General features: G+C 35.7%; 32 protein-coding genes. 9 read left to right on the top strand and 23 right to left on the bottom strand.

Features of this window, described 5'->3' with window-relative positions:
* Window positions 1-3: 3 nt before the first annotated feature.
* Window positions 4-1,455 carry a nicotinate phosphoribosyltransferase gene (locus tag JEM45_RS10590; protein ID WP_198687459.1) on the bottom strand — a complete coding sequence of 484 codons (1,452 nt, stop codon included), beginning with the start codon at window positions 1,453-1,455 and terminating at the stop codon, window positions 4-6.
* A 176-nt stretch (window positions 1,456-1,631) separates the two neighbouring features.
* Here JEM45_RS10590 and JEM45_RS10585 point away from each other — a divergent pair, with 176 nt between their 5' ends.
* A complete protein-coding gene (locus JEM45_RS10585) occupies window positions 1,632-2,555 on the top strand; it encodes a manganese-dependent inorganic pyrophosphatase (protein WP_198687458.1) in 924 nt (307 codons plus the stop codon).
* A 225-nt stretch (window positions 2,556-2,780) separates the two neighbouring features.
* Here the strand turns inward: JEM45_RS10585 and JEM45_RS10580 are convergent, their stop codons facing one another.
* Window positions 2,781-3,065 carry a hypothetical protein gene (locus JEM45_RS10580; protein WP_026867151.1) on the bottom strand — a complete coding sequence of 95 codons (285 nt, stop codon included), beginning with the start codon at window positions 3,063-3,065 and terminating at the stop codon, window positions 2,781-2,783.
* Between the two features lie 115 nt (window positions 3,066-3,180).
* On the opposite strand from JEM45_RS10580, the gene JEM45_RS10575 reads away from it, so the two are divergent.
* On the top strand, window positions 3,181-3,567 hold the full coding sequence (locus JEM45_RS10575) for a YolD-like family protein (RefSeq protein WP_026867152.1): 387 nt from the start codon (window positions 3,181-3,183) through the stop codon (window positions 3,565-3,567).
* Here JEM45_RS10575 and JEM45_RS10570 read toward each other — a convergent pair.
* Window positions 3,564-4,445, bottom strand: a complete 882-nt coding sequence (locus tag JEM45_RS10570; RefSeq protein WP_026867153.1) for a bifunctional 5,10-methylenetetrahydrofolate dehydrogenase/5,10-methenyltetrahydrofolate cyclohydrolase — start codon at window positions 4,443-4,445, stop codon at window positions 3,564-3,566. The genes JEM45_RS10575 and JEM45_RS10570 overlap by 4 nt on opposite strands.
* Window positions 4,446-4,557: 112 nt before the next feature.
* The gene (rpmG, locus tag JEM45_RS10565; protein WP_035811226.1) at window positions 4,558-4,707 is read right to left on the bottom strand and encodes a 50S ribosomal protein L33; all 150 of its coding nucleotides are present in this window, start codon (window positions 4,705-4,707) and stop codon (window positions 4,558-4,560) included.
* A gap of 239 nt (window positions 4,708-4,946) precedes the next feature.
* Between rpmG and JEM45_RS10560 the strand changes: the two genes are divergently transcribed.
* Window positions 4,947-5,882 (top strand): metal ABC transporter solute-binding protein, Zn/Mn family, encoded by a 936-nt coding sequence (locus JEM45_RS10560; protein ID WP_235678865.1) that lies wholly within the window; start codon window positions 4,947-4,949, stop codon window positions 5,880-5,882.
* 30 nt (window positions 5,883-5,912) lie between these two features.
* Here the strand turns inward: JEM45_RS10560 and JEM45_RS10555 are convergent, their stop codons facing one another.
* The 5 genes from JEM45_RS10555 to JEM45_RS10535 all read right to left on the bottom strand — a co-directional run bounded on the left by JEM45_RS10555 (window position 5,913) and on the right by JEM45_RS10535 (window position 8,339).
* On the bottom strand, window positions 5,913-6,083 hold the full coding sequence (locus JEM45_RS10555) for a hypothetical protein (RefSeq protein ID WP_166627065.1): 171 nt from the start codon (window positions 6,081-6,083) through the stop codon (window positions 5,913-5,915).
* 20 nt (window positions 6,084-6,103) lie between these two features.
* Window positions 6,104-6,520, bottom strand: a complete 417-nt coding sequence (locus tag JEM45_RS10550) for a (deoxy)nucleoside triphosphate pyrophosphohydrolase (protein WP_198687457.1) — start codon at window positions 6,518-6,520, stop codon at window positions 6,104-6,106.
* 10 nt (window positions 6,521-6,530) lie between these two features.
* Window positions 6,531-7,637 (bottom strand): iron-containing alcohol dehydrogenase, encoded by a 1,107-nt coding sequence (locus JEM45_RS10545; RefSeq protein ID WP_198687456.1) that lies wholly within the window; start codon window positions 7,635-7,637, stop codon window positions 6,531-6,533.
* A 17-nt stretch (window positions 7,638-7,654) separates the two neighbouring features.
* Window positions 7,655-7,969, bottom strand: coding sequence for a TIGR04104 family putative zinc finger protein (locus tag JEM45_RS10540; RefSeq protein ID WP_084145796.1), 315 nt, complete (start codon window positions 7,967-7,969; stop codon window positions 7,655-7,657).
* Window positions 7,970-8,033: 64 nt separating this feature from the next.
* Entirely contained in the window at window positions 8,034-8,339 is a 306-nt protein-coding gene (locus tag JEM45_RS10535) for a thiamine-binding protein (RefSeq protein WP_026867157.1), read from the bottom strand.
* An 80-nt stretch (window positions 8,340-8,419) separates the two neighbouring features.
* Between JEM45_RS10535 and JEM45_RS10530 the strand changes: the two genes are divergently transcribed.
* Entirely contained in the window at window positions 8,420-8,599 is a 180-nt protein-coding gene (locus JEM45_RS10530) for a hypothetical protein (RefSeq protein ID WP_026867158.1), read from the top strand.
* Here JEM45_RS10530 and JEM45_RS10525 read toward each other — a convergent pair.
* The 6 genes from JEM45_RS10525 to JEM45_RS10500 all read right to left on the bottom strand — a co-directional run bounded on the left by JEM45_RS10525 (window position 8,596) and on the right by JEM45_RS10500 (window position 14,222).
* Window positions 8,596-9,714, bottom strand: a complete 1,119-nt coding sequence (locus JEM45_RS10525; protein WP_198687455.1) for a CapA family protein — start codon at window positions 9,712-9,714, stop codon at window positions 8,596-8,598. The genes JEM45_RS10530 and JEM45_RS10525 overlap by 4 nt on opposite strands.
* A 1-nt stretch (window position 9,715) precedes the next feature.
* On the bottom strand, window positions 9,716-10,570 hold the full coding sequence (locus JEM45_RS10520) for a M23 family metallopeptidase (protein WP_026867160.1): 855 nt from the start codon (window positions 10,568-10,570) through the stop codon (window positions 9,716-9,718).
* Window positions 10,571-10,573: 3 nt separating this feature from the next.
* A complete protein-coding gene (locus tag JEM45_RS10515) occupies window positions 10,574-11,506 on the bottom strand; it encodes an ABC transporter substrate-binding protein (protein ID WP_026867161.1) in 933 nt (310 codons plus the stop codon).
* Window positions 11,507-11,641: 135 nt separating this feature from the next.
* Entirely contained in the window at window positions 11,642-12,019 is a 378-nt protein-coding gene (locus JEM45_RS10510; RefSeq protein ID WP_051220546.1) for a PH domain-containing protein, read from the bottom strand.
* Between the two features lie 32 nt (window positions 12,020-12,051).
* Window positions 12,052-12,600: a VanZ family protein gene (locus JEM45_RS10505; RefSeq protein ID WP_198687454.1), complete on the bottom strand. Its 549-nt coding sequence runs from the start codon at window positions 12,598-12,600 to the stop codon at window positions 12,052-12,054.
* Window positions 12,601-12,614: 14 nt separating this feature from the next.
* On the bottom strand, window positions 12,615-14,222 hold the full coding sequence (locus tag JEM45_RS10500) for an ABC transporter ATP-binding protein (RefSeq protein WP_370545366.1): 1,608 nt from the start codon (window positions 14,220-14,222) through the stop codon (window positions 12,615-12,617).
* Window positions 14,223-14,453: 231 nt separating this feature from the next.
* On the opposite strand from JEM45_RS10500, the gene JEM45_RS10495 reads away from it, so the two are divergent.
* The 3 genes from JEM45_RS10495 to JEM45_RS10485 all read left to right on the top strand — a co-directional run bounded on the left by JEM45_RS10495 (window position 14,454) and on the right by JEM45_RS10485 (window position 17,075).
* The gene (locus JEM45_RS10495) at window positions 14,454-15,353 is read left to right on the top strand and encodes an ABC transporter ATP-binding protein (protein ID WP_166627066.1); all 900 of its coding nucleotides are present in this window, start codon (window positions 14,454-14,456) and stop codon (window positions 15,351-15,353) included.
* Window positions 15,346-16,542, top strand: coding sequence for an ABC transporter permease (locus JEM45_RS10490; RefSeq protein WP_198687453.1), 1,197 nt, complete (start codon window positions 15,346-15,348; stop codon window positions 16,540-16,542). Before JEM45_RS10495 ends, JEM45_RS10490 begins: the two co-directional genes overlap by 8 nt.
* A gap of 164 nt (window positions 16,543-16,706) precedes the next feature.
* Window positions 16,707-17,075, top strand: a complete 369-nt coding sequence (locus JEM45_RS10485) for a DUF6176 family protein (protein ID WP_198687452.1) — start codon at window positions 16,707-16,709, stop codon at window positions 17,073-17,075.
* Between the two features lie 67 nt (window positions 17,076-17,142).
* Here JEM45_RS10485 and JEM45_RS10480 read toward each other — a convergent pair whose 3' ends face one another.
* The 4 genes from JEM45_RS10480 to JEM45_RS10465 all read right to left on the bottom strand — a co-directional run bounded on the left by JEM45_RS10480 (window position 17,143) and on the right by JEM45_RS10465 (window position 20,006).
* The gene (locus tag JEM45_RS10480; RefSeq protein WP_026866811.1) at window positions 17,143-17,328 is read right to left on the bottom strand and encodes a hypothetical protein; all 186 of its coding nucleotides are present in this window, start codon (window positions 17,326-17,328) and stop codon (window positions 17,143-17,145) included.
* Between the two features lie 50 nt (window positions 17,329-17,378).
* Complete coding sequence (gene nagB / locus JEM45_RS10475) at window positions 17,379-18,098, bottom strand: glucosamine-6-phosphate deaminase (protein ID WP_198687451.1); 720 nt, start codon at window positions 18,096-18,098, stop codon at window positions 17,379-17,381.
* A 9-nt stretch (window positions 18,099-18,107) separates the two neighbouring features.
* Window positions 18,108-18,713, bottom strand: coding sequence for a pyroglutamyl-peptidase I (locus JEM45_RS10470; protein ID WP_026866809.1), 606 nt, complete (start codon window positions 18,711-18,713; stop codon window positions 18,108-18,110).
* A 93-nt stretch (window positions 18,714-18,806) separates the two neighbouring features.
* Window positions 18,807-20,006 (bottom strand): DUF418 domain-containing protein, encoded by a 1,200-nt coding sequence (locus JEM45_RS10465; RefSeq protein WP_026866808.1) that lies wholly within the window; start codon window positions 20,004-20,006, stop codon window positions 18,807-18,809.
* A 136-nt stretch (window positions 20,007-20,142) separates the two neighbouring features.
* Between JEM45_RS10465 and JEM45_RS10460 the strand changes: the two genes are divergently transcribed.
* Window positions 20,143-20,814 (top strand): response regulator transcription factor, encoded by a 672-nt coding sequence (locus tag JEM45_RS10460; RefSeq protein WP_026866807.1) that lies wholly within the window; start codon window positions 20,143-20,145, stop codon window positions 20,812-20,814.
* Window positions 20,807-22,276 carry a sensor histidine kinase gene (locus JEM45_RS10455; protein ID WP_026866806.1) on the top strand — a complete coding sequence of 490 codons (1,470 nt, stop codon included), beginning with the start codon at window positions 20,807-20,809 and terminating at the stop codon, window positions 22,274-22,276. The genes JEM45_RS10460 and JEM45_RS10455 overlap by 8 nt, the downstream gene beginning before the upstream one ends.
* A 407-nt stretch (window positions 22,277-22,683) precedes the next feature.
* Here the strand turns inward: JEM45_RS10455 and JEM45_RS10450 are convergent, their stop codons facing one another.
* The 4 genes from JEM45_RS10450 to purD all read right to left on the bottom strand — a co-directional run bounded on the left by JEM45_RS10450 (window position 22,684) and on the right by purD (window position 26,992).
* Window positions 22,684-23,175, bottom strand: a complete 492-nt coding sequence (locus JEM45_RS10450; protein WP_026866805.1) for an FAD-dependent oxidoreductase — start codon at window positions 23,173-23,175, stop codon at window positions 22,684-22,686.
* A 247-nt stretch (window positions 23,176-23,422) separates the two neighbouring features.
* Window positions 23,423-23,923, bottom strand: coding sequence for a GNAT family N-acetyltransferase (locus JEM45_RS10445; protein ID WP_026866804.1), 501 nt, complete (start codon window positions 23,921-23,923; stop codon window positions 23,423-23,425).
* 130 nt (window positions 23,924-24,053) lie between these two features.
* A complete protein-coding gene (locus tag JEM45_RS10440; protein ID WP_166627067.1) occupies window positions 24,054-25,631 on the bottom strand; it encodes a glutathione ABC transporter substrate-binding protein in 1,578 nt (525 codons plus the stop codon).
* 110 nt (window positions 25,632-25,741) lie between these two features.
* Window positions 25,742-26,992: a phosphoribosylamine--glycine ligase gene (purD, locus tag JEM45_RS10435; protein WP_026866802.1), complete on the bottom strand. Its 1,251-nt coding sequence runs from the start codon at window positions 26,990-26,992 to the stop codon at window positions 25,742-25,744.
* Between the last annotated feature and the right edge of the window lie 2 nt (window positions 26,993-26,994).

The raw sequence follows: 26,994 nt of genomic DNA, 5'->3' as shown, positions 1-26,994 counted from the left end.
AAATCACTCCAAGGTCTTATTTGACAATTCTTCAATTAAATCGTTTTTAACGTTCCAGAGCTTTTTAGATAAGTCTACAGGATATTCTTGTGGGTTTAAGAAACGCTTTGTTTCCTCCCAGATTTCACTGAGACTTTCACTACATTTTTCTTTCATTTCATCAACAGATGGTGACTCATAGACGACTACTCCATCGACGATAATGTCGTGTAATAAATCGACTGCTTCATAAGACTTGATGAGCTTGCGCTTCATCGTATGAATGGGATGGAACATCAACAGTGGATTAGAGTAATCAAATTTCTCATCGTACAATGTAATGTAATCCCCCTCAGACATGCCTGTATCCTTATTGATAATTCGATATAGTTTTTTCTTCCCTGGTGTGGTTACCTTCTCAATATTACCTGAAATTTTAATGCGGTTTAACCACTCCCCATTTTCTCCTTCAATAGCTGCTAGCTTATAAACCGCACCAAGTGCCGGGTGGTCAAAGGCAGTAATCAGTTTTGTACCGATACCCCAACCGTCTACTTTTGCTCCTTGCGAAATTAAAGAGAGAATTGTCACTTCATCTAAGTCATTAGACACGATAATCTGAGCGTCTTGATAACCCGCTTCATCTAACATGATTCTTGCCTTCTTCGTTAAGTAAGCAATATCACCAGAATCTATTCTAATACCGACAAAGTTAATTTTATTACCAAATTCATTGGCAACCTTGATTGCTGTTGGAATTCCTGACTTTAATGTATCAAACGTATCGACTAAAAAGACGCAATCCTTATGGGTTTTAGCATAAGCTGTGAAGGCATCGTAATCATTGCCGTAGGCTTGAACCATCGCATGTGCGTGGGTGCCACTTGCTTTTAAATCAAACAATTTAGCTGCTCTGACATTACTCGTTCCATCAAACCCACCAATGATCGATGCTCTCGCACCCCACATCGCTGCGTCAAACTCATGCGCACGGCGCGTACCAAATTCCATGAGGTTATCCCCTGGTACTAACTCACGAATACGACTTGCCTTTGTCGCAATCAGCGTTTGGAAATTAACAATATTTAAAAGCGCTGTTTCAATTAACTGTGCTTCTACTAAACTCGCCTCTACCTGTACAAGCGGCTCATTGTTAAAGACCGTTTCCCCCTCTACTACCGAACGTAAGGTCCCTGTAAAACGCACTGTTTTTAAATAATCAAGAAAGTCATCCTCATAACCAATTGATTTTAAATATTCAATGTCACTATCTGAGAAGTGTAGATTCTTTAAATAATCAATAATACGTGCTAAGCCAGCATAAACTGCATAACCATTACCAAAAGGCATCTGTCTAAAGTACAGATCAAAAATCGTTTTCTTTTCGTGAATCCCATGTTCAAAATACGTTTTCGACATGTTTATTTGATATAGATCTGTGTGAAGCATGAAACTGTCATCTTGATATTTATACATTCGTTTCTCTCCTATGAGTAACAATTATAGATAATCTAATTTTATCACATAAAATAACCTGGTAAAGTACAGTTATATCGCTCTTTATATGAAGATATAGAAGACACCCTTAAGAAATGTTAAAATATTAAGTGAAGAAAATATTACACACACATGAAAAAGGAGATTGACTGTAAATGGCAATTAAAATATTCGGTCACCAAAACCCAGATACTGATACGATAACTTCTGCACTTGTTGTCCAAGATATTGAGAAACAACTCGGTTCAGATGTAAAGGCATATCGCCTTGGAGATATTAACAGTGAAACACAGTACGCCCTAGATGAATTCGGAGTAGAAGTACCGGATTTACTAACAGAAGTGGCAAATGGAGACGAAGTTATTTTAGTCGATCACAATGAGAAACAACAATCTGCAAAAGGTATCGAAAATGCGGTCGTTACAAAAGTTTTCGATCACCACAGAATTGCGAACTTTGAAACTGAAGGCCCACTCTACTACCGTGCTGAACCTGTCGGTTGTACTGCAACAATCCTAAACAAAATTTACAAAGAGAAAAACTTGGAATTATCTAAGGAAATGGCAGGACTTATGTTATCTGCAATTATTTCAGATACTTTACTTTTCAAATCACCAACAACAACTGAAGAAGACATCGATGCAGCATCAGAATTAAAAGCTGTAGCAGGTGTTGATCTTGAAACATACGGTCTTGAAATACTTAAAGCCGGTGCATCTACTAAAGACAAATCAGCAGTTCAGTTAATCACTGAAGATGCAAAAACGTTTGATATTGGTGAGAAAAGCGTACGTATCGCTCAAGTCAACGTTGTAGATGTGGACGAAGTATTCAACCGTCGTGAGGAAATTGAAGCAGCAATCAATTCAGAAATCGACAAAGAAAATTACGATCTATTTACGTTGATCGTTACGGATATTCTTAACTCAAACTCTAAGGTACTCGCACTAGGAAATGAGTTTTCATCAGTAGAACGTGCCTTTGATGTTGCGCTTGACCAGAATACAGCAATTCTAGAAGGTGTTGTATCTCGTAAAAAACAAGTCGTTCCAAACATTACAAAAGCCTTATCAGAATAATTTTTGTTTGTTATGAAAAAGAGAGAGAGCATCCAACTTAATTCAGTTGGGTGCTCTCTTTTGTTGTTTGAGTATTGGTTGTTGATGGTTGTGCGACTTGTGGTGGTCACAGTGACCCGATTTTCTCCTAGCGGTCCGTTGTCAACTTCACAGCGACCCGTTATTTTCCTAGCAGACCGCTGTCAACTTCACAGTGACCCAGCCGACCCGCCCACAATAATCCATTTACTCCAGTATTCTCATCAACACGCTTGTTTTACCTTCTTCTAAGCGTTCTTTTGAACACTCATCTCTAACATCGTACTCTAACTCATCTATTGCTCTACCAAATGAGACTTCGTCTATCCAATTCGTTAAGTCCGCTTGATCGTAGCAGGACGGATGGACAATTTCTTTGGTTGTGTTATCAATGATGACCCGCGTCGTACTTGCTGTTTTATCAACTAAAGGAAGTAGCAATACTGACAAGACAATGACAGTAATGATTCCCCAAACTAATTTTTTACGCATTCTTCGTCCTCACTCAGCTTATTATTACTATTAATTTACCATATATCCACCACTTGAAAAATCGAACGTATGTTCGTATAATGAGAACAAGCAGTTAAGAAAGAAGGTTGAAGTTATGGATTATCGTCAACTTCCCGTGGATCAACTCAACTCAAATATTCCCAATGGACGCGGCATGATCAAGTGGGCGCCTTTTGCTACTATGCCTGAGCAGTTTGAAAATGTGCAGCAACTCATGGATGATCAGACTAAAATTGAACGCCCTGAACTGTCCGATGATCGTTTAAGTGAAATGGAATTTACTTTCCAAAAAGCGCTCAATGAACAACGTGCAGTTCGTATTTTCTACTACTATGATGGTTCTCGCTTCTCCGTAGATTTAGAAGTTATAAAAATAGACCAATGGAGCTTGATGCTCATTGGTCAAAAGTGTGGACAGGAAGATTTAATCTTCGTCCCTTTTATAGATATTTTAGATATTATCTTAATCGATAAATATTAGTTCTCTTGTTTTTCTAAGAACAAGACAGGTTCTTTCTGGTGTTCTGTTGCCTTAACTAAATGATAAGCAAGCACTGTCGTTGTAATTGCACCGATTCCACCCGGAACTGGTGTAATGAATGAAGCTTTATCTTTAACTGCTTCATAGTTCACGTCGCCGACCATCTTACCTTCATCATTAAAGTTAATACCCACATCGACAACAACCGCACCTTCTTTGACGTGTGGTTCATCAATCAAGTTAATTGCTCCCGCTGCAGAAACGATGACGTCCGCATTCTTACATTTCTCAACAAGATCGTCAGTGTATAAGTTACATGTGGTAACTGTCGCTTCTCTGTTCATCATTAACAGTGATAACGGCTTACCAACTACTGCACTCGCACCAACTACTGTGACATTTTTACCCTTTAAGTCGATGTCATAGTAATCAAGCATATTCATTACAGCGGCAGGTGTACATGGTTCCAAACGATCAGGATCGTTCGTGAGTACCTTACCTAGATTTGATGCTTTCATTCCATCGATATCTTTAAATGAATTCATAACCTCTGCTACACGTTTCATTGGAATGTGTTTTGGTAAAGGTTGTAAGAGTAAGATACCGTGTATTGAATAATCTTCATTAATTTCTCTAAACTTTGTTAAAAATACTTTCGTCGATACATCTTCTGGAAAATGGAACTGAGATGTCTGGATTCCCAATTTTTCAAAACGTTTAACCGCGGCATTTTCATAAGAGATCGAATCGGATAAATCTCCAATTCTCACAAACGCCACTTTAGGCTGAATACCATGTGATTCTGAAACCTCTAGTGCTTCACGAATCTCATCGGACAAGTGTGCGGCAACCTTTTTGCCGTCCATAACTACTGTCATATATTGCACTCCCCTATTAATATTTTACTAGTCAATGACCCAGACTCATTATAACATAATCAAAGGGTTAAATTAAAAAAAGCTATCATCAATTGATGATAGCTATAAGTAATTATTTAGTTTCACGGTGTAACGTGTACTTGTTCAATCTAGGGCAGAATTTCATCATTTCGATACGCTCTGGATTGTTTCTTTTGTTTTTCTTAGTGCTGTAGTTGCGGTCTCCGCACTCAGTGCAAGCTAATGTAACGATTACTCTCATTTCTGTCGCCTCCTTTGTTAAGTGAAATCGATAATTAATGATAATATACTCGAATCAACTGGCCAGTTGATCATCCATTTCACAGATGATTAGTATATGCTTTTTAAATCACCTTATTTATTTTACTAGGATTCTCCTAAAATTTCAAGACTTTCTTGGTTAAATATCACTTGCATAATATCAAGCAGTCCGCTATAATTTTAAATCGTAATCATTACGGAATTAGGAGTACTATAAACATGATTAAATTTCTTCCCTATCTTATAACCGCCCTGCTCTTCTTAACAGCATGTAGCAACTCAAGCGAAGAAGACAATAGTAAACTAAATATTTATACAACTGTTTTTCCCTTAACGAGCTTTGTAGAGGAAATCGGTGGTGATACTGTTGAGGTCGAATCCATTTACCCAGCTGGTGCAGACATGCATTCTTATGAGCCCACACAAAAAGATATGATGGAGTATGCTGATGGTGATATTTTCATGATGACATCAAATGATTTAGACCCTATCGCCAAAAATATCACAGATACAATTATTGAAGACACGAACGTCATTGAAACCACAGCTAACATCAATGAGGACGATTTAATTTCAACGAGTCATGATGACCATGATCACGAGCACGATGACGACCATGATCACGAGCACGGTAGTGGAGATCCCCATATTTGGTTAAATCCAAATCTCGCTATAATTATGGCAGAATCTGTCAAAGATGCGCTAATTGATGCTCAGCCCGAACATAGTGATATGTACGAAGAAAACTTTAATAATTTACGAACAGACTTAGAAAATATCGATAAGCAACTCACTGAAATTACAGAGGATCCTGTCTATACAGATGTCTACATTTCCCACGAATCTCTCGGTTACTTAGCCGAACAATATGGTTTTCATCAGGTTGGTATTAATGGATTAAGCAACCAAGAACCTTCACAAAAGGAACTGACTGAAATTATCGATCAGATACAAGCACAAAATATTCCTTATATATTATATGAACCGAATGTCACATCGACCGTCACTGATGTCATCAGAGATGAAACCAACACTGAGCCGCTCTACTTCAACAATTTAGAAACATTGACTGATAACGATCCTGAAGATGCAACTTATCAATCGATGATGGCTAAAAACATCGAGACCTTAGATCAAGCTCTCAATGACAAATAAAATCTTGTCCGGAATATTCCGGACAAGATTTTATGCTCTTCCGCGATATAAGTCGTTTTTAATGCTTTCAGTAAACTCTCGGATTTCATCTACGTCCTTTTTAAGGAAAAATGCTAGAACCACGACAGCCACTGCCGTTAATGCAAATAAAATAACAAAAGTTTTAAATATAAAACCGAGTAAACCTTTAATTAAGTCCATTGAGTGACCCCTCCTGTGTATTAATTCTCTATTCTATTCCCTTTTTTCTCTTTTATAATCTTAATTGCAGGAATATCTGCCGGTGCCCAGTCCAAAGTATCAATATCAGCTGCAGGCAACCATTTCATCTGTACATGTTCAAGTAATTCCACTGTGCCACTCTTGATTTTAGAAAAGTAAGTCGTCAGCTCAACGATGCCAAAATCATATTCATGAGTGGTCGTTGTGATCTTATCTTCAATTGTAATATCTAGTGCCATCTCTTCAATCAATTCTCTTTTTAAAGCATCTTCAGGCGATTCATCTGCCTCAATTTTACCACCTGGAAATTCCCATTTTAAGGCTAGATTTTTACCTTCTGGTCTTTGAGCACATAGGATTTCACCTAAATCATTTTCTATTACTGCACCAACAACGTGGATTTTCTTTTTTGTCACTCTAAATAACCTACTTTCTCTCCAACATTTCAATCATTTCGTCCTCAGTTAGCTCTGCAAGATTATTTCTGAAATTTCCTGCGGCCATCGCTTGACGTGCAATTTCTGGGATATACTCGCGTTCAATAGCTAAATCTTCAAATGTCATACGAAGTCCTAATGTTTCTTTTAGGTCATTAATTGCGTCTGACATCTCACGTGTGTTTTTAAAACCGAGTTCAGCACTAATATTATCCATTCGATTATCTATTTCCGCATTATATAAGATCCATTGATCAAGCGTAAAGGCACAAGCTTCTGCATGAGGTATGTCAAATTCAGAAGTTAGGTAGTAGCTCGTCGCATGTGATCCACTCGTCATAGTCTGACTAAAACCAATACCCGCCATAGTACTTGCCAAGGCCATGTTTTTTCTAGCAGTCACATTATCTGGCTCATTAAATGCTGTTTCTAGATTTCCAAAGGCAAGCTTTAAAGCTTTTAAATGAATTGCATCAGAAATTGGATTGTGATTCTTAGATCCAATAGAATCTAGTGCATGACAAATAACATCAATACCTGAAATCGCTGTGACTGATGGTGGACACGTATATGTGAGTTCCGGGTCAACAAAAGCATGTTTTGGATATAAATCTGGGCTATTTAACGATACTTTTAAGCCGCGTTCCTTATCACTGATGACACTAAACGGTGTACCTTCAGATGCAGAACCACTCGTCGTCGGTAATGCAATCACATCAAGCGCCCCGTTGACTCGCTTATCATCGATAATTGTCCGAGCGTCTACATCACGAACAACTGCTGCCGCTGCCGCTTTCGCAGCATCCATCGTCGAGCCACCACCTACAGCAATGATAGCATCAGCCTTAAAGCTATGACATGCTTCAATGATACTGTCTACATTATCTACTGTAGGATTGGGTTCAATATTTGAAACAGTATCTTTAATTTTGCCCGATAATAATGACTTTAATAAGTCGCTAACCCCATTCTTCACTTGTGAGTTTGAAGCAACGAGAATAATAGATTCGTAACCGGCATCCTGTAACACTTCTTCAATCGTAGTAATCACACCAGCACCAAAGTGAATATCCGTTGTATTGTGAAAAGAAAACATATAATCCCCCTTAAGTTTTATTTCTTTTTTATATTGTATTCATAATGCTTAAAACGTATCGTTAAAGGTTGGAATAAAAATACATATAATAAAAACAAGATAAAACTAATGAGCAGCGACGGCCACATCGGCCATTGCATAATTGGTATTAATATAAATATAAACAAGGCAACAAGAAATATCGCGATGTAATCATAGATTATCGATAAAGTCGATGGTTCTATGTATTCTCTACACTTCGGGCACCTGATACGTGTCCGAGGTTTTAATGCATAACCTAATAGTTTTTCTTTGTAAGTCCACTCATGCTTACAGTGCGGACATTCTCCCATACAATCACCTTTTTTATAGTATTACTCACGATTATATCAAAAAAGAAGAGCACATTCGCTCTTCTTATTCATCATCTTCAAATTCATAGTAATCTTTTAGAATGTCTTTAATCTGATTTTCTTCTTTAGACTGAACAAGCTTAATATTTGTTGTCACATGTTCGCAACCTTCTTCTGCAAGGTAGAGGTTAATCTTTTTAGCGAGATTAAATAGCTCATCCAAATTCCCCTCAACTGTTGTCTCACTTGGGCCAACAAAGTGAGTAAAACCACTGTTTTCTATTAACTCAATCGCCCCTTTAGTATGCGAGTAAAGTTTTTTGTCACCAGGGTGATAAGGCAACACTTGAATGCTCATAATATAATTCATATTTCTCTCTCCTCAATTCATTTCTACCACTATTATGATACTATTATTGTTAGAAAACAAACATTTAAAGGTGGTTTCAAATGTTTAAAGTTAGCAAGGGTTTAAATATTATTCTCATTTTAATTGCGCTAGGCATGATTTATTATTTCTGTCAGGATTTTCTACCATCCTCACTTAACATACCATTAATATTAACTTTAATCTTATTAGGTATCGTCTCGATCATGTCGATTATTAGAAAAGAAGAGCCTGAAGACTAGTCGAGGTAAGGTACAACCACGACTTTGTCACTATAACTTGTCATGTGCTCACTCACGTCACTATAGACATCAGTCATATCCATTGCATCGAGTGGCTGGAGGTAAAAGTCTTCATATTCATTACTATCAACGTAGGTCGGCATGAATCTAACATCGCCGACATCAATATTCTCCCCTTCTTGTTTCACAGTGACTTCTAAAATACCACCGAGCCGAGTATTTAATGTTTGTTGTGCACTTAAGAAATTAGACATAGAGTATGCAATTACCGCTTCACTTCCGTCTTCTCTTTCATAGTGTTCAATCGGTTGTAAGGTGTGCGGATGAGAACCGACAATAATATCTGCACCGGCCTCTGCCATAGAGTGATACTCAGGTATGTGCTCATCTCTAGGAAACTCATCATATTCAATACCCTGATGGTAGCTGACAATTAATACGTCCACTTTATTTCTTAACTGCTCAATATCTTCTACAATACTTGGCATATCAATTAAATTCACTAAGTACTCTTGTCCTTCTGGTACAGGAATACCATTGGTTCCGTATGTATAAGCTAGGAATCCAACATCAATCCCATTGACATTGAAAATACGATCACGGTCTTTATCTTCCTCACTTACATTTGCACCGACGTAATCAATATCTCTCTCTTTTAAGTTTTCAGTCGTTGCAGCTATACCTTCCGCGCTACGATCTAGTGTGTGGTTATTAGCTAAGTTAACAATGTCTGCATTAAAGTAACTTAGTAAATCTGCGACTTCTTCTGGTGTATTAAAGGTAGGGTAACCACTAAGACCTAATTCCTCTCCACCTATAGGTGTTTCTTGATTTAAGAAGACCAGATCTTGTTGTTGTAAATAAGGTGCAACTGACTCTACGCGAGATACAAAGTCGTATCCATCCTCTGTTTGAACGTCTTCATAAAGATAGTCATGCACTAAGATGTCACCCGTTGCCGCAAAGGTAAACGAAGAATCTAAGTACTGACTCAAATTTTGTAAGAAAGCATCCTGATCGATTGTTTCAAAGTTTTTAGTATTCCCTTGAAGTGGCTCTGTTTCACTATTAGAAAAGAAACTGAAAAACATTAGTACTGACAACAATATCTTCATTTCATTCTCCCCTTAATGTTTGTCCTTGCTCAGGTTCAAGACCATGTTCAAATTTAATTTTTAATGACTGTGAAGTGTCTGGGTTCGGCCCATCCATCACATGAAAGTGTAGGTGAGGCGTATCACTCGCCCCGCTGTTACCACAGGCTGCCAATACTTGCCCACGATTTACGTAGGTCCCCTCACTGACTAGGATAGAATCTGCTTTTAGATGCGCAAGCATACTGTACTCATTCACGCCATGTTGAATAATGACGGCATTACCTTCTGGATCATCCATATTCATCGACATCGGTGGATTATCTCTCACCCCATCATATACTTTAAAGATAGTACCTGATGCTGGTGAGACAATTGGACGTCCATAACTGTGATAATTTTCTAAAACTGAAGTATTTCCTCTGACCGCTTGACCATTTTCTTTAACGATAAAATCAAAGGCATAGCGCTGATTTTCATAGGAATAATGATAGTTTAAAAAGTTATCTTCTCCACCAAATAAGACGAACCAATCATCTTTAAACGGTAGGCGATACTTCACTTTTGAAGACGTTTTATACTCATGATATTGTTCCAAGTAACCAAACTTTAGACCAATGATAAGCGACTGTTTAACCGCGACCGTCAACATTTTTTTCGTCTTGTCATCTACAAAAGCATAACGTCTCACACCAGGTTCTAATTCATTTTCTCTGTACAAGGAAAAGTGAACCGTACCCTGATAAAAATGGCGTGCTTCATTTAGAAATTCTTCTTTTGGCATCAATGCTTGCCATTCAGGCATAGTGGAAAGATAGATGTCTTCGAATTTTTGTGCGTTAAAAAGCTCTCCAATCAAAGCCCCTTCTATTTTCACTCGTTACTCACCCGCTTCGTTTATTTTATCGACAATATACTCCGTTTGTTTTTGTATAGAAATCAAATCATTAGTAATGGTATCTTCTGAATTGAGTAAGATCACATGATCCTTATCAATATCCATTGCCTGTGCAAATTCACTTTTAATATCCTCATTTTCATAGTCAGGTGTATTAACAAAGACATAATCTGCTTCAAACTCACTAAGGTCACTTGGTGTTTTCACATCAAATAAATTGTCTTCTAAATGACTTTGTAGTGCACCGTCCATCTGGAAACCGAGCACATCATATACCGCTTCAGTGCCATAGCTCATATATTCATTATAGAGCAAATAACCATCTTCATTAGCGACAGCAACGACAGCATTCTTATCATCAACTTGCGTATTAAGTTCTCTTTTTAAGACTGTTGTCTGTCCTTCCCACTCGTCACCAATCTTGTTTGCTTCTTCTTCTTTATTTAAAATTACACCTAAATAATAGAGTTGTGTTAAATAGACGCGTGGACTAAACGGACTCAGTATCCCCCCTGAATAAGACATTCTAATCGTTGGTGCGACCTCACTATACTGATCAAAATATTCATCAGGTGAATAGGTCACAATTAAATCAGGGTCAACTGCTTTTAATCCCTCAATATCACCAGGCTCTAAAAATGTCAGTGACTGTCCAACCTCATTAGTCAGTGTTTCATTCCCCTCTAGTGCTCTGTTCACTGCAGTTGGCTCATATCCTAAAAGGGCTGCATTTCCTGGATCAATGGTACGAAACAGGACAATATTTTCTGGCTTACCCGGGATATCAATTTCTGATGTATCTTCTGTTGTAATTCTTCTTAACTCCCCATCATCTGTCACATCAATTTCACGAAAACTAGAACATGCCGTGAGCATGAGTACCAGTGTAAGGAGGAATATCATTTTAAATTTCATAGCTTCCCCTTTATTATTTATACCGTCATTATACACAAATATAATACGTATTCGGTACTATTAGAAAAAATTACCTCATTTCAAATATAAAAAAGACCCCGGAGCTTACCGGAGCCTTCAATATTCTATATACTTTTATGCTAGTGCTTCATTTTCTACTGTAACTTTACCTTTGTACTTGTAGACAAATTCTAAGAACTTATCAAGCTTACCCTCGGAAATGCTTTTTACGCTGACGATTAATTGGTCATCTGTCCACAGATGTACAATGTGACCTACAAGAAGCAAATCTTCTATGGTAATTCTTGTAATTTTCTCATAGTCAAAATCTTCAATACAAACAACACCATGATCTTCAAGATTCAAAAACAATCTTTGTGTCGTTGCAACGAGTGAACCATGGTAAGTACTTTTCTCCCCATTAAAGTACTCTACTGATCCTACAAGTGCAGGTCCTACAACTTCTTTAGGTTGTAAAGTAACACCTTCGATGTTTTTTAATTTGTTGTACATAGACAACATCCCCTTTTTTAACTGTTATTTTTTTATTTACCACCAAACATCAAGTAATAAACATCTTTTATCTTTAAAAATAGGACCCCAAGTAATACGCCTATGATACCTCCAATTGAGTTTAAAATAATATCATCGATACTTGTAATTCTTCCTATCGGTAATAAATACTGCGTTGTTTCAATAAAGACTGACAAACATAAGCAAAGAATTGTGGTTAACAACTCTCTTCGAATTATAAAATATAAAAAGAAAGATGTTGGTATGAATAGAACAATATTCATTAACACACTATTGATTAATGCTTCTGTTGTTGCATAATACCAAAGGTCTTCAATACTCTCAAAAGGTGTGAGCTGAACGATGTCGCTTCCATTTGAAGTCGGCATCAGCGTTACGAGAAAAATACCCACTATGCTCATCGTCAAACCAATGATTGAAAAATATCTGATCTTTTTTGCGATTGTATCGAGCTGATAGCCACTCCTAATATTAATCAATAAGGTCACCACAACGATGATCATAAAAATAAAGATAAATATCGGTATGATTGGACTAAATGCTTCTATTAAAATTCCCATTTATAAAACTGCCTCTAATCTTCTCCAAATTGCTGGTTTGTAAATTCTTTATATTTTTCATGACTGGATATTAGGGATTCGTGTGTTCCTTCTCCAGTAAGTAATCCATTATCGATAAAGTATATCTTATCTGAGTTTACAATTGTTGATAAACGGTGCGCAATTACAAGGACTGTTCTACCGGCCATAAGTTCGTTTAAAGCTTCACCAACATATTTCTCTGACTCTGAATCTAAACTGGCAGTCGCTTCATCTAGCATTAATATTTTAGGGTTTCTTAAAAACGCTCGAGCAATACCGATACGCTGACGTTGTCCACCTGACAATTTAACACCACGTTCACCTACTTCGGTGTCGAGTCCGTTTTCTAGATTGACTACAAATTCTTTAGTGTATGACTGTTCAACAGCTTTTTCAATATCTGCTTCTGTATAAAAAGATGGATCTAAACCATAAGTAATATTATCGCGTATTGTACCTGAAATAATGGCGCTTTCCTGCGCGACATAACCAATGCCACTACGATATGAACTTAGACTTAGATTATTGATATTAATACCATCAACAAGTATTTGTCCACTCCAGACTTCATAATACTTCTCTATTAAAGCAAAAATTGTAGATTTACCACTACCACTTGGACCAACAAAAGCAACCTTTTGATTGTTTTGTGCCGTAAATGAAATATTTTCTAAAACAGGTGTTTCATCATATCCAAATGTGACTTGCTCAAATCTTAAGTTGTTATAGTCAAGATTCGGTTTCTCTACTCCTGATTTTTCATCATCCAGTTCCATTATATTGATAATTCTACCTGTTGCGCCAAGGGCTTTATTATATTCTGTAAAGAACATCGCAAACATCGTCATCGGCATAATAATTTGGAAGAGGTACAGTAGAAATGCGACAAGTGTACCAATTGTCATCGTTCCATCAGCAACACGTATGCCTCCATAACCAATGACTAAAATGATGACTAACATCATTACTGTATACATTATAGGTGATAAAAGCGCGTTGATAACAGCTTCTTTCATTCCATATTTATAAAGTTTACCAATACCTTTTCGGCCTTTTACCTTTTCGTAGTTTTCAGCATTAAAGGACTTCATTAAGCGGATTTCTCCCAAAGTTTCTTGGATAGAACCTGTAAATGTCGCCGTTTCATCCTGTAATTTCCTCGATACTTTTTGCATTCTATTTCCTAAAGGTAGAATCACTGCGATAGAAATTGGTAAGGCTATGAACATAATTAGCGTAAGTTTCCAATCCAAGAAGAAGAGAATAACAACCGACCCAATTATACTCATCACACCTGAAATTAATTGAGGGAAATGACTCGTAATTAAGCCTTGAATAATACTTGTATCATTTACCACTCTACTAACAGACTCACCGCTCTTCGTCTTATCAAAATATGTTACTGGTAATTTAAGAAACTTATCCCATACGAGTTCTCTTAACCGTTTGACGACTGACTGTCCAATTTTTGCGAGCATATAATAAGCAACACCATCAACGACTGCGCTTAAGAGAAAGACAGCAATAATCAGTACGATGAGAGGTGTACTAATTACTGAAGGATCAAAGCCATCTATGAACATCTGTGTTAAAAGTGGCACGATTAATGATCCTGCGGTACTAATTAAAGTAAGGAACACACCAAAAAAAATATACTTTTCTTTACATTCGTGCGTTTTATTAAATCCATAAACTTTTTAAATGATGCTCTTTCTTCTACTGTTTCCAAGACGACACCTCACTTTATAAATTTAACCTTTTATATTATAACAACTTTTCTTTAACAAGTGGTGTGGTAAAATGTAAACATCAAAATAAAGGGGGAACATACCATGGCTTTGGAGTTAAGTAACATCCAGAAAACCTTCGGTGACCACAAAGCAGTAGATTCTATCAACATCAATGTGCCAAGTGGTAGCATGTATGGCTTTCTTGGCGGTAATGGTGCGGGAAAGACAACGACCTTTAGAATGATTTTGCAGTTGCTCACACCATCAGAAGGCACCATTTTATATGACGGAGATAAAATCGGCTATCACATGACGAACAAGATTGGCTATCTACCGGAAGAACGCGGCTTACATCCAAAACTAACGGTTAAAGAACAAGTCATCTACCTAGCAGAGCTTAAAGGCATGTCCAAAAAAGAAGCCAATGAGGCTTTAGATTATTGGTTAGACCGATTTAAAGTAACGGAGAACAAGGTTAAGAAAATCGAGAAACTCTCCAAAGGAAATCAACAAAAAATACAACTTATCGCTTCAATAATCCATAATCCAGAACTCATCATTCTAGATGAACCTTTCAGTGGGCTTGACCCGATTAATGTTGAACTTCTTAAAAATGCAGTTAAGGATTTAAATAGAAATGGTTCAACGATTATTTTTAGTTCTCACCGTATGGAACACGTCGAAGAACTGTGTGAGGAGCTATGTATATTAGACCGTGGTAAACAAGTAGTCAGCGGTAATATTGATCAAATTAAAAAAGACTTTGGACAAAAAGAAATTATTATTGAAGGCGATCATGATGTGTCCTTCTTAAAAGATTTTCCTGGTGTACTTGATATCAAACAAGTACGTAAGAAGACTACCTTAAAAATTGAAGAGGAAAAGTATGCTGAAGAAATCTATAACAAAGTGACTGAACTCGGTTTCTTTAAACGTTTCCAAGTTAACGAACCTTCACTAACCGATATCTTCATTTCGAAAGTAGGTCGAGACTATGAATAAATTTATGACGACTTTCAACCTAACATTTTTCTCAAAATTAAAAGCAAAATCATTTATTATCACAACCTTGATTATTATCGCAGGAATGTTTTTAGCATTTAACCTGGATAAAATTATCAGTCTATTTGATTCAGATGAGTCCTCTACGCTTCAGATTGAAGCAGATCAGTCCTTTATAGAAGTGTTTGAACCGATTATTCAAACCTATGACGAAGAGATAGAGATTGTAGAAGAAGATGGCGATACGGTTCTAGAGGTTACAAGTACAGATCCACTAGAAGCAGAAATTAGAAGTGATGAAGCCCTATCTTCTACAGAAGAACAAAACATTCAACTTGCTTTAAATGATACCAACCGCGCCTACGTACTGCAGACTTTAGATTTAAGTGAAGAAGAGCTAGCGTTAATGTACAAAGAAGTGCCTGTTAACTTCTTAGTCCAAGCTGAAGATTCAGGAGAATTTGAAGCAGCAAGTGAAGATGATACCAATACATTAAATATGGTTATATTCTACTTCTCAGTCATTTTGATGTTTATCATCATACTGAACTATGCATCACAGATTGCTATGGAGATTGCAAATGAGAAATCTTCAAGAGTGATTGAAATGATTGTTTCAAGTATACGACCCGTTCAACACTTGATGGCAAAAATTTTAGCAATGATGGCAGTGAGTATCATTCAAGTTGCGGCCATAACGATCGGTGGGCTTATTGCTTTTTACACATCAGATCACACAGCCTTACTTGAAAGATTTGGTTTAGAGCCAAACGACCAAACACCACTATTAATCGTTTATTGCGTCATCTTTGTTGTCCTTGGTTTAATACTTTACCTTTCGATTGCAGCTATGCTCGGTTCATTCATCAACCGTATGGAAGATATACAACAAGGCTTAATGCCAGTCACCTTTATTACGATGATTGGTTACTTTATTGCATTGGCAGGTATCAGTTTTGCAGATCATTTCTTAATCACAGTAGCGAGCTACATCCCGTTCTTCACACCATTCGTTATGCCACTCAGATTACTCACTAATGATACAGGTCACCTTGAGATGATTATAGGCGTTGTAATTCTCATCGCTCTGATTATCGTAACACTTATGGTTGCTGCTTATGTTTATAAAAGAAGTGTATTGTCGACTGAAAGTGGTATTATGAAAAACATTAGAAGGCTTAGAAAATAAGCAATTTGAGACTACTTTTAATGAATAATATACAGTAAAAATTTATTTCTATAACTTTCTCAAAATTCTTAAGATACTTTCTTAAAAAGATTCTTTGATAAGGTCATTGACATTGCCCAAAAAAGGTGTAATATGATGTTGACTAAAACAAAGGAGTCCTGAATATGCAAGTAGAATTAACAAGATTTAGGGTGAAAAAAGGTAAGGAAGAATTAGTCGATCAATGGATGGAATTCCTCAATGAGCATATGAATGATGCGCTCCTCACACTCGATGATGAAAAGATGTTTGTCGAGACGATTATGCGTGACCATATGGGCGAATTCGATTATCTTTACTGGTATTCTATTCAGGCAGATGATGGAGACTCCAGTACAGAATCTGAGAAATGTATTGATCAAAAACACTTAGAATACTTCGAGAAATGTATCGATAAGACTTATCGTCCTAAAAACCTAAAAACTGAAATTGTTATGATACCGAAAAGAATTAAGAACCAAATAGAAGCTGCTGCAGAAGAGCAGTTCTCGTAAAATTAAAAGGCATGCTTCCTGAAACAAAACATCAGGAAGCATGCCTTTTTATGTACCATCTCGATGGTTAATCTGGTTCGTTTTTATCTTTGTTTTTCTTGATCTCTCTATACGCCATATAAATATAATAAGCTGCAAACAGCACTGCTAATACTTGTAAGGCCCAGTTTACTTCTACCATAGTATTTGCGATAACTAAAAATATGAAAAGCATCGCTAATGTGTATATGATTTTTTGTTTGTTTTCATTCATAAAAATACTCCTAACACGATGTATTAGGAGTATTATCTCATATGTTAGCCTTATTCACCAATTGCTGCACTGTCTGCAATTATCGTTACATCAGGATGATTATTTAGAATAGAAGCCGGATTTTCTTCTGAAACTTCACCACTAAGTAGTGCTGATAAGGCTTCTTTCTTATTCTCACCATTGATTAAAATAAGAATTTTTCTCGCTTTCATAATTGACGCTAAGCCCATAGAAAATGCAGCCTTAGGTACATCATCAATATCATCAAAGAACCTCGAATTATCTTCAATCGTTTCTGGTGTTAATTCAACTTTATGTGTTAATGAATCAAATGAAGTGCCTGGTTCATTAAAAGCAATGTGACCATTACGTCCGATACCGAGTAGTTGAATGTCGATACCTTTCTCGCCAATCTTTCTCTCGTAACTTTCAACTTCTGCTGTTTCACTTTCTGCCATACCATTTAATAGATTAATATTTTCTTCCTTAATAGAAACATGATCAAAAAAGTTTTTATGCATATAATATGAATAACTTTGATCATGTGAGGCGTCTAGTCCAACATACTCATCTAAATTAAATGTTGTGATCTGATCTTGATCGACATCACTATCATTAAGTTTTTTAACAAGTGCTTGATACGTACCTTCTGGTGTTGAACCGGTTGCTAAACCGATAACTGGTGCTGACTTAGATTGGATTACATCCATCAAAATACCCGCAGCCTTATCGCTCATTTCTTCATATGAATTTACTTTTAAAACGTCCATAATGCCCTCCTAAGTATCTTGAAGATTTTCTATTAAGATATGAATTGCTTTTGTGATATCTTCTTGAGACCAACTTGCAGACCCAACTGCAATTCCAATTTCATGACTCGGTGGAACATGTACAAAACCTGCTGGAATGTCTAAGCCTTTCTGATTTAAATAATAAAGACTACTATACATTAAATTATTACAGAGATATGTCCCTGCTGAATTAGAAATTGTTGTTGGAATATTTGCATCTAAAAGTGCTTGTTCTAATCGCTTTAAAGGCAATTTAGAGAATAGCCCATCCGCACCATCTTTATAGATTCTTTCTCCGCTTGGTTTAAAACCTGAATTATCCTCACGACCATCTCTCGTATTGATTGCAATACGTTCAAGGTGGATGCTTTTAATACCATTAGCCAGTCCAAGTGAAACAATAGCATCAGGTTCTACATCTTCAATGTCTTTTTCGATTAAACTATTAATCTCACCAAAAACAACAGGATAAATTCTACCGACAATCTTATAACCACCAATTGTTTTACCTTCAAGGCTTTCAACAACAGACTGTGTTGGATTGGTTTTAAACTTTAAAAATGGTTCGTATCCTGTGAGAAGCAAAGTCTTCATAACATCATCCTTACCTAACTAGATTAAAGTCGTAATTAATTAAATTTTAGCATAAAAGCATTTAAACTGTCAGATTTTATTATAAAAACAGATCTATTTTGAAGTCTTATTCTGCCATTTCCTACTACGGATACGTAGGTAAGTGACCATTCTAAGTAGATATTCTAAAGGACCATATCTAAAGTGTTTCATATACCAAGTCGCAAGGATCAACTGAAGTACGTAGAAGAGTGTAAACAAGATAACCGTAAAGATTACAGTATTAGTACCAAACATGCCAATCCCATAGCCGTACATCACGAATGTGCCAAAGATACTTTGTAAGATATACATAGTTAGCGACAGTTTACCGATATTTTTCATACCGGTCATAATGATGTTATTCTCATATCTCTGGTATAAAAGTTTCATTAAGCTCATTAAACCAAACGCTAAAAATAGGCCAAAAACTAGGTTTAAGTTACTTGCTAATGTCTCATCATTTAGCCAGTAAATACTTGATTTCATTATGATACTTACTGGAATAAGCCAAATATATAGTGCACTATTCCAAAATTTTGCGCCATCCTTTTGGAACCAATCAGAACGGGACAGGTTGATACCAAACATAAAGCCAAGTGCTGGCATAAAAAGTCCTAAAATCATGAATAACCCTTTTGAATCCTTGAATTCACTCATCATTTCATTGTAAAAAGGATCTTCCATATTCTCTCTAGCATCGACAATTTCACCGTAAGTTCCAGTCTGATAGACCGTTAGTAATTCAGTCATATATTCATTTGTCTCCGCTTCACTAACCGTTGATGCTTCATCAATTTCACTAGATAGAAAACCACTCCCAAGCATTAACAATAGAATGACGATGATGATGCCGGATATAATTTTATAAAACCAAGAAGGTAAACCTATAAAAATAATGGATACTAACATGGCGAGTCCATATGCTAAAAGAATGTCCCCTTCCCAAATATATGTAGCATGAAGAAAACCAATTACTAAAATGCCAATTGCTCGACATAGAAGTTTAAACCTTTTCCATTTCATTTCCTTATTCTTCATGGATTCAAATAATTTATCCATGGAAAAACCAAACAGTATGGCAAAAATAGGCATGAAACTACCTTCAAATATCACCTTTACAGCCTTAAATAGAAACTCATTAATCGTGTTCAATTCATAAAATTCCATGTGGTCTTTTCCACTTAAACCAAATTGAAAAATAAGTAGATTAGCCATTAAGATTCCATACAAACTGAATCCTCTTATAACATCTGCACTTTCGATTCTTTTCACTTTATAATTCACCTCAAAACCATTGTATCCTTCAGACTTTAAGAGAAATTTAAACTTACCTTAAATGTGTCTTAATTTATTCTATAAAGGTGGTCAAGTAGAGCTTTTATTTTTACAATATAATTGAGGTGTCACTATGACTAATAAAATTTTAATCGTTGAAGACGATAATGATATTTTACAATTGATAACTTTAAGTTTATCGTCTCAAAATATAAATAATGTATACACTGCTAGCCACTTAGAAGAGGCAAAAGACTTAATCTTAAGACACAATTTTCAAGTCTTACTATTAGATTTAAATTTAAAATCAGAAAGTGGCTACCAGTTAATGAAATTCATCAATTTAAATATGACAAAAGTCATTATTGTCACTGCTAAAGATTCTGAAATTGATGTCTATAAAGGCTTTCAACAAGGTGCGATAGATTATGTCAAAAAACCATTTGACCCTATCGAACTTGCCTATAGAGTAAAAGTGCACTTAGAGCCAGTACATCATATGAAATATAAAGACCTAACAGTGGACACGTCGACAGCAGAGGTATTCAAGGCAGACATAAAAATTCATCTAACAACAAGAGAATACGATCTCTTAACCTGTTTTATGACAAACAATAATCAAATACTTACGAAAGAGCAACTCTACCTAAATGTTTGGGGTTATGACAAAGGTGTGGATGATAATACATTGATGGTGCACATTAGAACCTTGCGTAAAAAAATTGAAGATAGTCCAGAACAACCTGAATTAATTCAAACCGTTAGAGGGAAAGGATATATCTTCCGTGGTGATGTTAATGAATAGGCGTTTTGCTTTAATATTTTTAAAGTACATCATTACTTTTCTGATCTTGAGTTTACTTGTTGTGATCATAAGTCTTTTTCTTTTTGGTATAAACGTGAACTCATTGTTCTCTAATAACTCACCGGCTAAGATTGATAACTATGAATTAATTACTGAAATCAATGATGACGATGAAGATGGTTATATACTGTCTGATAATCTTAAATCATCTCTTAAAGAAGAAGGCTATACAGCTTTCATTATCGATGATGAAGCAAATACGATATATCCGAAGAGTAACCGTAATTTAAAATCGCTGATCATCGATAATATTACAACAACAATTGCCATCCCCTATAAAGAAAATGCACACTTTCTAATGATCAATGAGAATGATGACACAAATATCGATATCTCAAATGAAGATGAGGTCGATACTCTAATGCTGATTGATAGTCTGTATACGAAAAACTATAACGATTATAACTATCATATCATTGGTGATGAGCTACAGTTTTTTGAATCAGCAACGACTATGGACTATGCCTATGTTGATGAATTTACAGATACGGATATTACTGTCTTCAAATTAATAGGTATCCTGTTAATCGTTGTGCCTATTTTTATAATTCTCTTGGCAATTATCTTATCCATCATTATGACTCGAAGACTAAGTAAACCTTTGTTCTTCTATGTCGATTGGCTGACCCAACTATCTAATGGATTGTTATATAAACCGAGTGCTTCATATAACAGGAAAAAATCTAAGAAAATCTACAAGGAGCTTGATGAAGCTGTTGATTCTCTAAATGCTCAACTATTAGAAGATCGATTGTACCAAAATCAAATTGATTACTATAGAACGAAGTGGCTAAACCAAATTTCTCATGACTTAAAATCACCCTTAACTTCCATCTATGGCTATTCTAAAGTAATGCCTTATTTTCCAGATGACCAAAAGGAATATATCACTTTAATTTCTGATAAAGCCTTATATATGGAACAGCTGATTGATAGTTTAAATAGCACTTTTAAAGTCGAAACAAGTCAGATGGAACTAGACAAGGAATCCTTTTCACTAGCCCGTGCGCTTAAGGAAATCATTAAAACTGTCGGCTACAAAGATATCAATATAGATAACAATTTAGACGATGATGAATTCTATGGAAATAAGTTGTATGTAGAGCGTATGTTTATCAACCTGATTGAGAACAGCCTGGATCATAATGAAAAAAATCCGATCATTAACATTATTCTAGAAGATAATGAAGAAGGTATCGTCATCACTTATGAAGATAATGGTCAAGGTATAGACCAAAAAGATCTCAGTAAACTGATACAGAGTAAACAAACGACTAAGGAAGATAAAGACCAGCACGGTCTTGGCTTTTCAATTATTATGGATGCTGTAAATTTCCATAATGGCAGCTTTACAGCAGATCCAACTGAACATGGTGTAAAATTCATCATTAATTTCCGCTAAAAGTTTATACACGATAACACACAGTTAAATAGTCACTTTAATTGGCACAAAAATAACTTTTATATTATATACGAGAAACGGCATGTACATACTAAAAATATCTGTGCATGCCGTTTCAAATTTTATTTAGGTAAGAATCAGTCTACTTTTAGTATGGTCATCGTTCCAATATTATTTTCCTAAAAAGTAATAACATTTTAAGGTTTAGGCTGATTTTCTATTAGTTTCAATATTGATTTAAGACCTCTTTCAATTGTCATAAATCTCAATACCTCATCTCTGACAAAAGCAAAAATACTACTCTCATTAAACATCAACTTCGCAAGATTCCTAGAAGCAGATTGAGCTTTTTCAACCCGCGGTCGTTATATTTTTTCATAATTATTTAAGATGTTTTTAAATTATTATTAGATCAAAATCAAATAAATCTTCATATCCTTCAAAAGAAACAGATACTTTATTATTTTTTGATGTAAATCGCTCACTTTCGTATCGTACGTTAACATGCAACCATCATCAGTAAGTACCTCTATCAAGCGTCCACGAGAAATACCTCTGTAGGTACCGTATTTACTCATTAATTCATGTATGGAATTTTTGCGTAAAAGACTGCCTTGATGACTGTAAAAATTAAAGTTATTAATAGAAACACTTTTATTTAAATATGTTTCAGTTACTTTGAGTTCTGAAATTGCATTATCTACCATGGGCATCAAAGCTAACATATAACCAGAACTTTTATTACTTTTATTTCGTTCTATTAATACTGGGTTATTTCCTTGCTTTCTAAGCATTTGTGCCGCAGTTAATCCCGCTATACCTGCACCGACGATTAAGATTTTAAGTTCATCTTTTTTTGCTAACTGATATTGTTGATGGACAGATACATCATGTATCAAAAACTCTCCTCTTTTTATTTAAAATACTGTTACCTGACATATACAAATCTGTACCTACCTATCACTTAATTTCCTTTTTGTTAACATATGTAAACTTGAAAGTGCCACTTAAGTAGACGCTCTTGTACACTTGCCTGAATAATGCCTCAATTGAGAATTAAAAAAGTAAAACATCATATTAAAAAACCACTCACTTCAACCTTCTTTTGTTGAAGTGGGTGGTGTCTATCTATGGAAAAAGTTTTATCTATTCACTTCTCCAGTTTTTCTTTAAAAGTCCCATAATGTGAGAATTTTGGTATTCCCCTTTAGTATAAAAATGTTCTTGTAAGGTGCCTTCAATTTCAAAATTTTGATTTTTATATATGTGGATGGCTTTTTCATTTTCAACATCGACATATAAATATATTTTATGCAAATTTAAAATGTTAAATGCATAGTCTATTGCTTGTTTCATTGCCCTTTTGGCATATCCATTTCCAGCAAATTGTTCATCCACTATAATCTGAATTTCACAATTCCTATGAATAAAGTTTATTTCTACTAATTCTACAATGCCTACCTTCTCATTCTCATCTTCTATGATAAATCTCCTCTCGGATTCATCTAAGATATGCTTCTGGTAAAGCGATTTTAATTCGCCTAATGATTCATATGGTTCTTCAAACCAATATGCCATAGTAGAGTATCTGTTATTCAATGTATGAATAAAGTTTAAGTCAGTTTCTTCTAGTGCTCTTATTTTCATTTTTATTCTCCTTATATAGTCTTAATACTTATTCGTTCTTTGTTAATTAAAGTATAAAATTTGCTTAGTTACTTGTAAATACATGCAAAAAGCTTCTACTCAAAATGTAATTTTTGAGTAGAAGCTTTTTTTAATGCAAGTCTTTTAAATAAGGGAAACTACTTGGGTATTGATAATAGCCATCTAAATCAGAGTTAATTCCTGTTAACAATTTAGTATGGAAGATCGGAATTAATGGTTCTTCATCGATAATAATTTGTTGAGCGTCTTCATACATTTGTAGACGTGTTTCTTCATCTAGCTCAACACGGGCATTATCAAGCAGTTCATCAACTTCTGAGTTAGAGTAACGTGTTCTATTTCCTGCAGCTCCGATATTATCAGAGTGGAACATAGGATATAGACCATAGTCTGCATCTAAGGTTACTGTTCCCCAGCCACCCATGAACATTTCATGGTCACCGTTGGCAGTATATTCCTGATATGCTCCCGCTTCCATCAAGGAAATTTCTAGGTCTATATTTAATTCTTTTAGTACTTCTTGAATATACGTTGCAACATCTTGATGCGTTCTTGAGTTTAGTACAACTTCTGCTGAAAAACCATCTGGATAATCACTTTCTGCAAGATATTCTTTCGCCTGGTCAAGATCATATTCAATTGGGTCTAAGTTTTCACTATAGCCAAAAACAGTTGGGTTTAACGGTGTTTCTGCCACCTCGTGAATACCGACAAGAATATTTTCAATGATTGAGTTTTTATCAATAGCTGAAGCAATCGCAAGTCTCACATTTTCATCATTAAATGGTTCTTTTTCAGTATTAAATCCTAAGTAAGTCATATTCGCACTTGGACGTTGTTGCACTTCACTACCTTCATTAGAATCCACTTGTTCAACATCATTCGGGTCCATCGGATAGATGATGTCTGCTGTACCTGAAGTTAATTCAGCGATTCTTGACTGATCTTCTGGAACTGCTCTAAAAGTGATAGATTCAGGCTTAGCTAAATCTCCCCAATATTCTTCGTTACGAACTAAAGTAATTTCTTCGCCTTCTTTAATATCTTCAAATTTAAAGAAACCTGTGCCTACTGGTGTACGGTTTACTTCTGTTAAAGGATTACCGCCCTCTTCCATTTGAGCATAATCCGCATCAATAACTTCTTTACTAATCATGTGTCCACCTGGATGTGCTAAGTGAGCAGGTAAGGCAGCAAATGGTTGTTTCGTGTGAATTTGAACAGTGTAGTCATCTACAACTTCAACTTCATCAATTTCTGTAAACAAGAAAGATAATGGTGATGCAACTTCCTCATCACGTACACGGTCTAAGTTCGCTTTAACGACTTCTGCATTAAAATCACTACTATCATGGAATTTGATCCCTTCTCTGAGCTTAAATTCCCAAGTTGTATCTGAAATTTGCTCATAACTTTCAGCAAGTCCTGGTTCTAATTCCAAGTCTTGATTCAGTTTTACTAAAGTTTCATAAATGTTTGTCATAACATATAATGAATAGCCATCATTAGCAGCATGTGGGTCTAGAGAGTTTGGTAGCGACATGATACTGAAATCAATCGCTTCTCCAGTAGTCTCTTCACCTTCTCCCTCACCTTCTGTTAATTCCTCGTCAACCTCGCTATCAGATGTACAAGCAGCAAGTACGAGAACAAATAGAGCAATAATTGGTAATATGTACTTTTTCATTCTGACGCCTCCTAATATTAATCCCTATTATTATACTATGATTTTAAAATTTTTGCTATATCAATTTAACGATAAAAACCTTTCACATCTTTTTTGATGTGAAAGGTTTTTTATAATCCCCTAGTCCCAATATCCGTTCTATAGAATAGATCATCACCATGAAAGTCTACTTTTTTGAGATTATCGTAAGCTAAGTTTTTAGCTACTTCTAAATTCTCACCTCTAGCAGTGACCAACAAGACACGTCCACCGTTAGTTTCAAAAATATCATCATCGACTTGTTTTAGACCACTATTAAACACCTGATCATTAAGTTCAGTTGGTATCTTCACCTTTAATCCTTTAGTAGATGATTCAGGATAGCCTTTAGACGCTAAGATAACTCCAAGCATATAATCCTTAGAGAAGTTTAACTGATATTTCTCTTTCGCTTTAACCGCTTCTAGCACTTCAATTAAGTCTGAATCTAATAATGATAAAAGAATTTGAGCCTCTGGATCACCAAAACGTGCATTAAATTCAATGACCTTAATACCATCTTTAGTAATGATAGCGCCAAGGTACATAACACCAAAATACTTCAAACCTTCTTTAACCATCGCATCTGCCATAGGCTGAACAATAGTCTCTACCGCTTCTTCAATCACTGAATCACCCAAGTGATGGACTGGCGCATAGGCACCCATACCGCCTGTGTTAGGACCTTGATCATTATCATAGGCACGTTTATGATCTTGAGCAATAATATCAAAAGGTATAATATAATCTTCGTTGACTAGCACCATCAAACTAAATTCTTCACCTTCTAAAAATTCTTCAATTACGAGTCCTTCTTCTGAAGATTCATCAGAAATGTAGTCAAGCGCTTGAAGTGCCTCATCCATAGTCATAGCAACAAAGACACCTTTACCCGCAGCAAGGCCATCTTTTTTAAGTACTATAGGTGCTCCTTTATGTTCAATGTATGCCCTAGCTTCATCTTTATTATAGAAAACTTGGTAGTCTGCGGTTGGAATATCATATTTCTGCATAATCTTCTTAGCAAATTCCTTAGATGATTCAAGTTGAGCTTCTAATTTTCTTGGTCCAAAAACCTTAACTCCAGCTTCTTCTAAAACATCACTAAGACCAATATTAAGCGGAGCCTCTGGCCCGATAATTGCCCAAGTAATTTCAAGTGCTCTACATTTTTCTGAGATTTTTTCTGTATCAACGTCTGAGATTTCAGGGTAAATTTCAGCATACTGTTTCATACTATCATTCCCTGGGACGGCATGAATTTCATCAACATATTTTGACTCACTTAGCTTTTTTACAAGCGCATGTTCTCTACCGCCACTACCTACTACTAAGACCTTCATAA

Source organism: Jeotgalicoccus sp. ATCC 8456 (genome assembly GCF_016313225.1).
GTDB lineage: Bacteria > Bacillota > Bacilli > Staphylococcales > Salinicoccaceae > Jeotgalicoccus > Jeotgalicoccus marinus.
This window is presented reverse-complemented; position numbering and strand designations above follow the sequence as displayed.

Coding starts and splice junctions, on each gene's coding strand:
- JEM45_RS10545 (WP_198687456.1), bottom strand. CDS start 7,637: ATGTTTTCTTTTCACAATACAACGGATATTCACTTTGGTGCTGGTGTG.
- JEM45_RS10585 (WP_198687458.1), top strand. CDS start 1,632: ATGGCAATTAAAATATTCGGTCACCAAAACCCAGATACTGATACGATA.
- JEM45_RS10590 (WP_198687459.1), bottom strand. CDS start 1,455: ATGTATAAATATCAAGATGACAGTTTCATGCTTCACACAGATCTATAT.
- purD (WP_026866802.1), bottom strand. CDS start 26,992: ATGAAGGTCTTAGTAGTAGGTAGTGGCGGTAGAGAACATGCGCTTGTA.
- JEM45_RS10515 (WP_026867161.1), bottom strand. CDS start 11,506: ATGAAATTTAAAATGATATTCCTCCTTACACTGGTACTCATGCTCACG.
- JEM45_RS10570 (WP_026867153.1), bottom strand. CDS start 4,445: ATGACAGTAGTTATGGACGGCAAAAAGGTTGCCGCACACTTGTCCGAT.
- JEM45_RS10480 (WP_026866811.1), bottom strand. CDS start 17,328: ATGAATGAAAACAAACAAAAAATCATATACACATTAGCGATGCTTTTC.
- JEM45_RS10485 (WP_198687452.1), top strand. CDS start 16,707: ATGCAAGTAGAATTAACAAGATTTAGGGTGAAAAAAGGTAAGGAAGAA.
- JEM45_RS10445 (WP_026866804.1), bottom strand. CDS start 23,923: ATGAAAATAAGAGCACTAGAAGAAACTGACTTAAACTTTATTCATACA.
- JEM45_RS10510 (WP_051220546.1), bottom strand. CDS start 12,019: ATGTACAACAAATTAAAAAACATCGAAGGTGTTACTTTACAACCTAAA.
- JEM45_RS10460 (WP_026866807.1), top strand. CDS start 20,143: ATGACTAATAAAATTTTAATCGTTGAAGACGATAATGATATTTTACAA.
- JEM45_RS10555 (WP_166627065.1), bottom strand. CDS start 6,083: ATGGACTTAATTAAAGGTTTACTCGGTTTTATATTTAAAACTTTTGTT.
- JEM45_RS10575 (WP_026867152.1), top strand. CDS start 3,181: ATGGATTATCGTCAACTTCCCGTGGATCAACTCAACTCAAATATTCCC.
- JEM45_RS10495 (WP_166627066.1), top strand. CDS start 14,454: ATGGCTTTGGAGTTAAGTAACATCCAGAAAACCTTCGGTGACCACAAA.
- JEM45_RS10525 (WP_198687455.1), bottom strand. CDS start 9,714: ATGAAGATATTGTTGTCAGTACTAATGTTTTTCAGTTTCTTTTCTAAT.
- JEM45_RS10470 (WP_026866809.1), bottom strand. CDS start 18,713: ATGAAGACTTTGCTTCTCACAGGATACGAACCATTTTTAAAGTTTAAA.
- JEM45_RS10505 (WP_198687454.1), bottom strand. CDS start 12,600: ATGGGAATTTTAATAGAAGCATTTAGTCCAATCATACCGATATTTATC.
- JEM45_RS10540 (WP_084145796.1), bottom strand. CDS start 7,969: ATGGGAGAATGTCCGCACTGTAAGCATGAGTGGACTTACAAAGAAAAA.
- rpmG (WP_035811226.1), bottom strand. CDS start 4,707: ATGAGAGTAATCGTTACATTAGCTTGCACTGAGTGCGGAGACCGCAAC.
- JEM45_RS10530 (WP_026867158.1), top strand. CDS start 8,420: ATGTTTAAAGTTAGCAAGGGTTTAAATATTATTCTCATTTTAATTGCG.
- nagB (WP_198687451.1), bottom strand. CDS start 18,098: ATGGACGTTTTAAAAGTAAATTCATATGAAGAAATGAGCGATAAGGCT.
- JEM45_RS10580 (WP_026867151.1), bottom strand. CDS start 3,065: ATGCGTAAAAAATTAGTTTGGGGAATCATTACTGTCATTGTCTTGTCA.
- JEM45_RS10440 (WP_166627067.1), bottom strand. CDS start 25,631: ATGAAAAAGTACATATTACCAATTATTGCTCTATTTGTTCTCGTACTT.
- JEM45_RS10535 (WP_026867157.1), bottom strand. CDS start 8,339: ATGAATTATATTATGAGCATTCAAGTGTTGCCTTATCACCCTGGTGAC.
- JEM45_RS10560 (WP_235678865.1), top strand. CDS start 4,947: ATGATTAAATTTCTTCCCTATCTTATAACCGCCCTGCTCTTCTTAACA.
- JEM45_RS10455 (WP_026866806.1), top strand. CDS start 20,807: ATGAATAGGCGTTTTGCTTTAATATTTTTAAAGTACATCATTACTTTT.
- JEM45_RS10490 (WP_198687453.1), top strand. CDS start 15,346: ATGAATAAATTTATGACGACTTTCAACCTAACATTTTTCTCAAAATTA.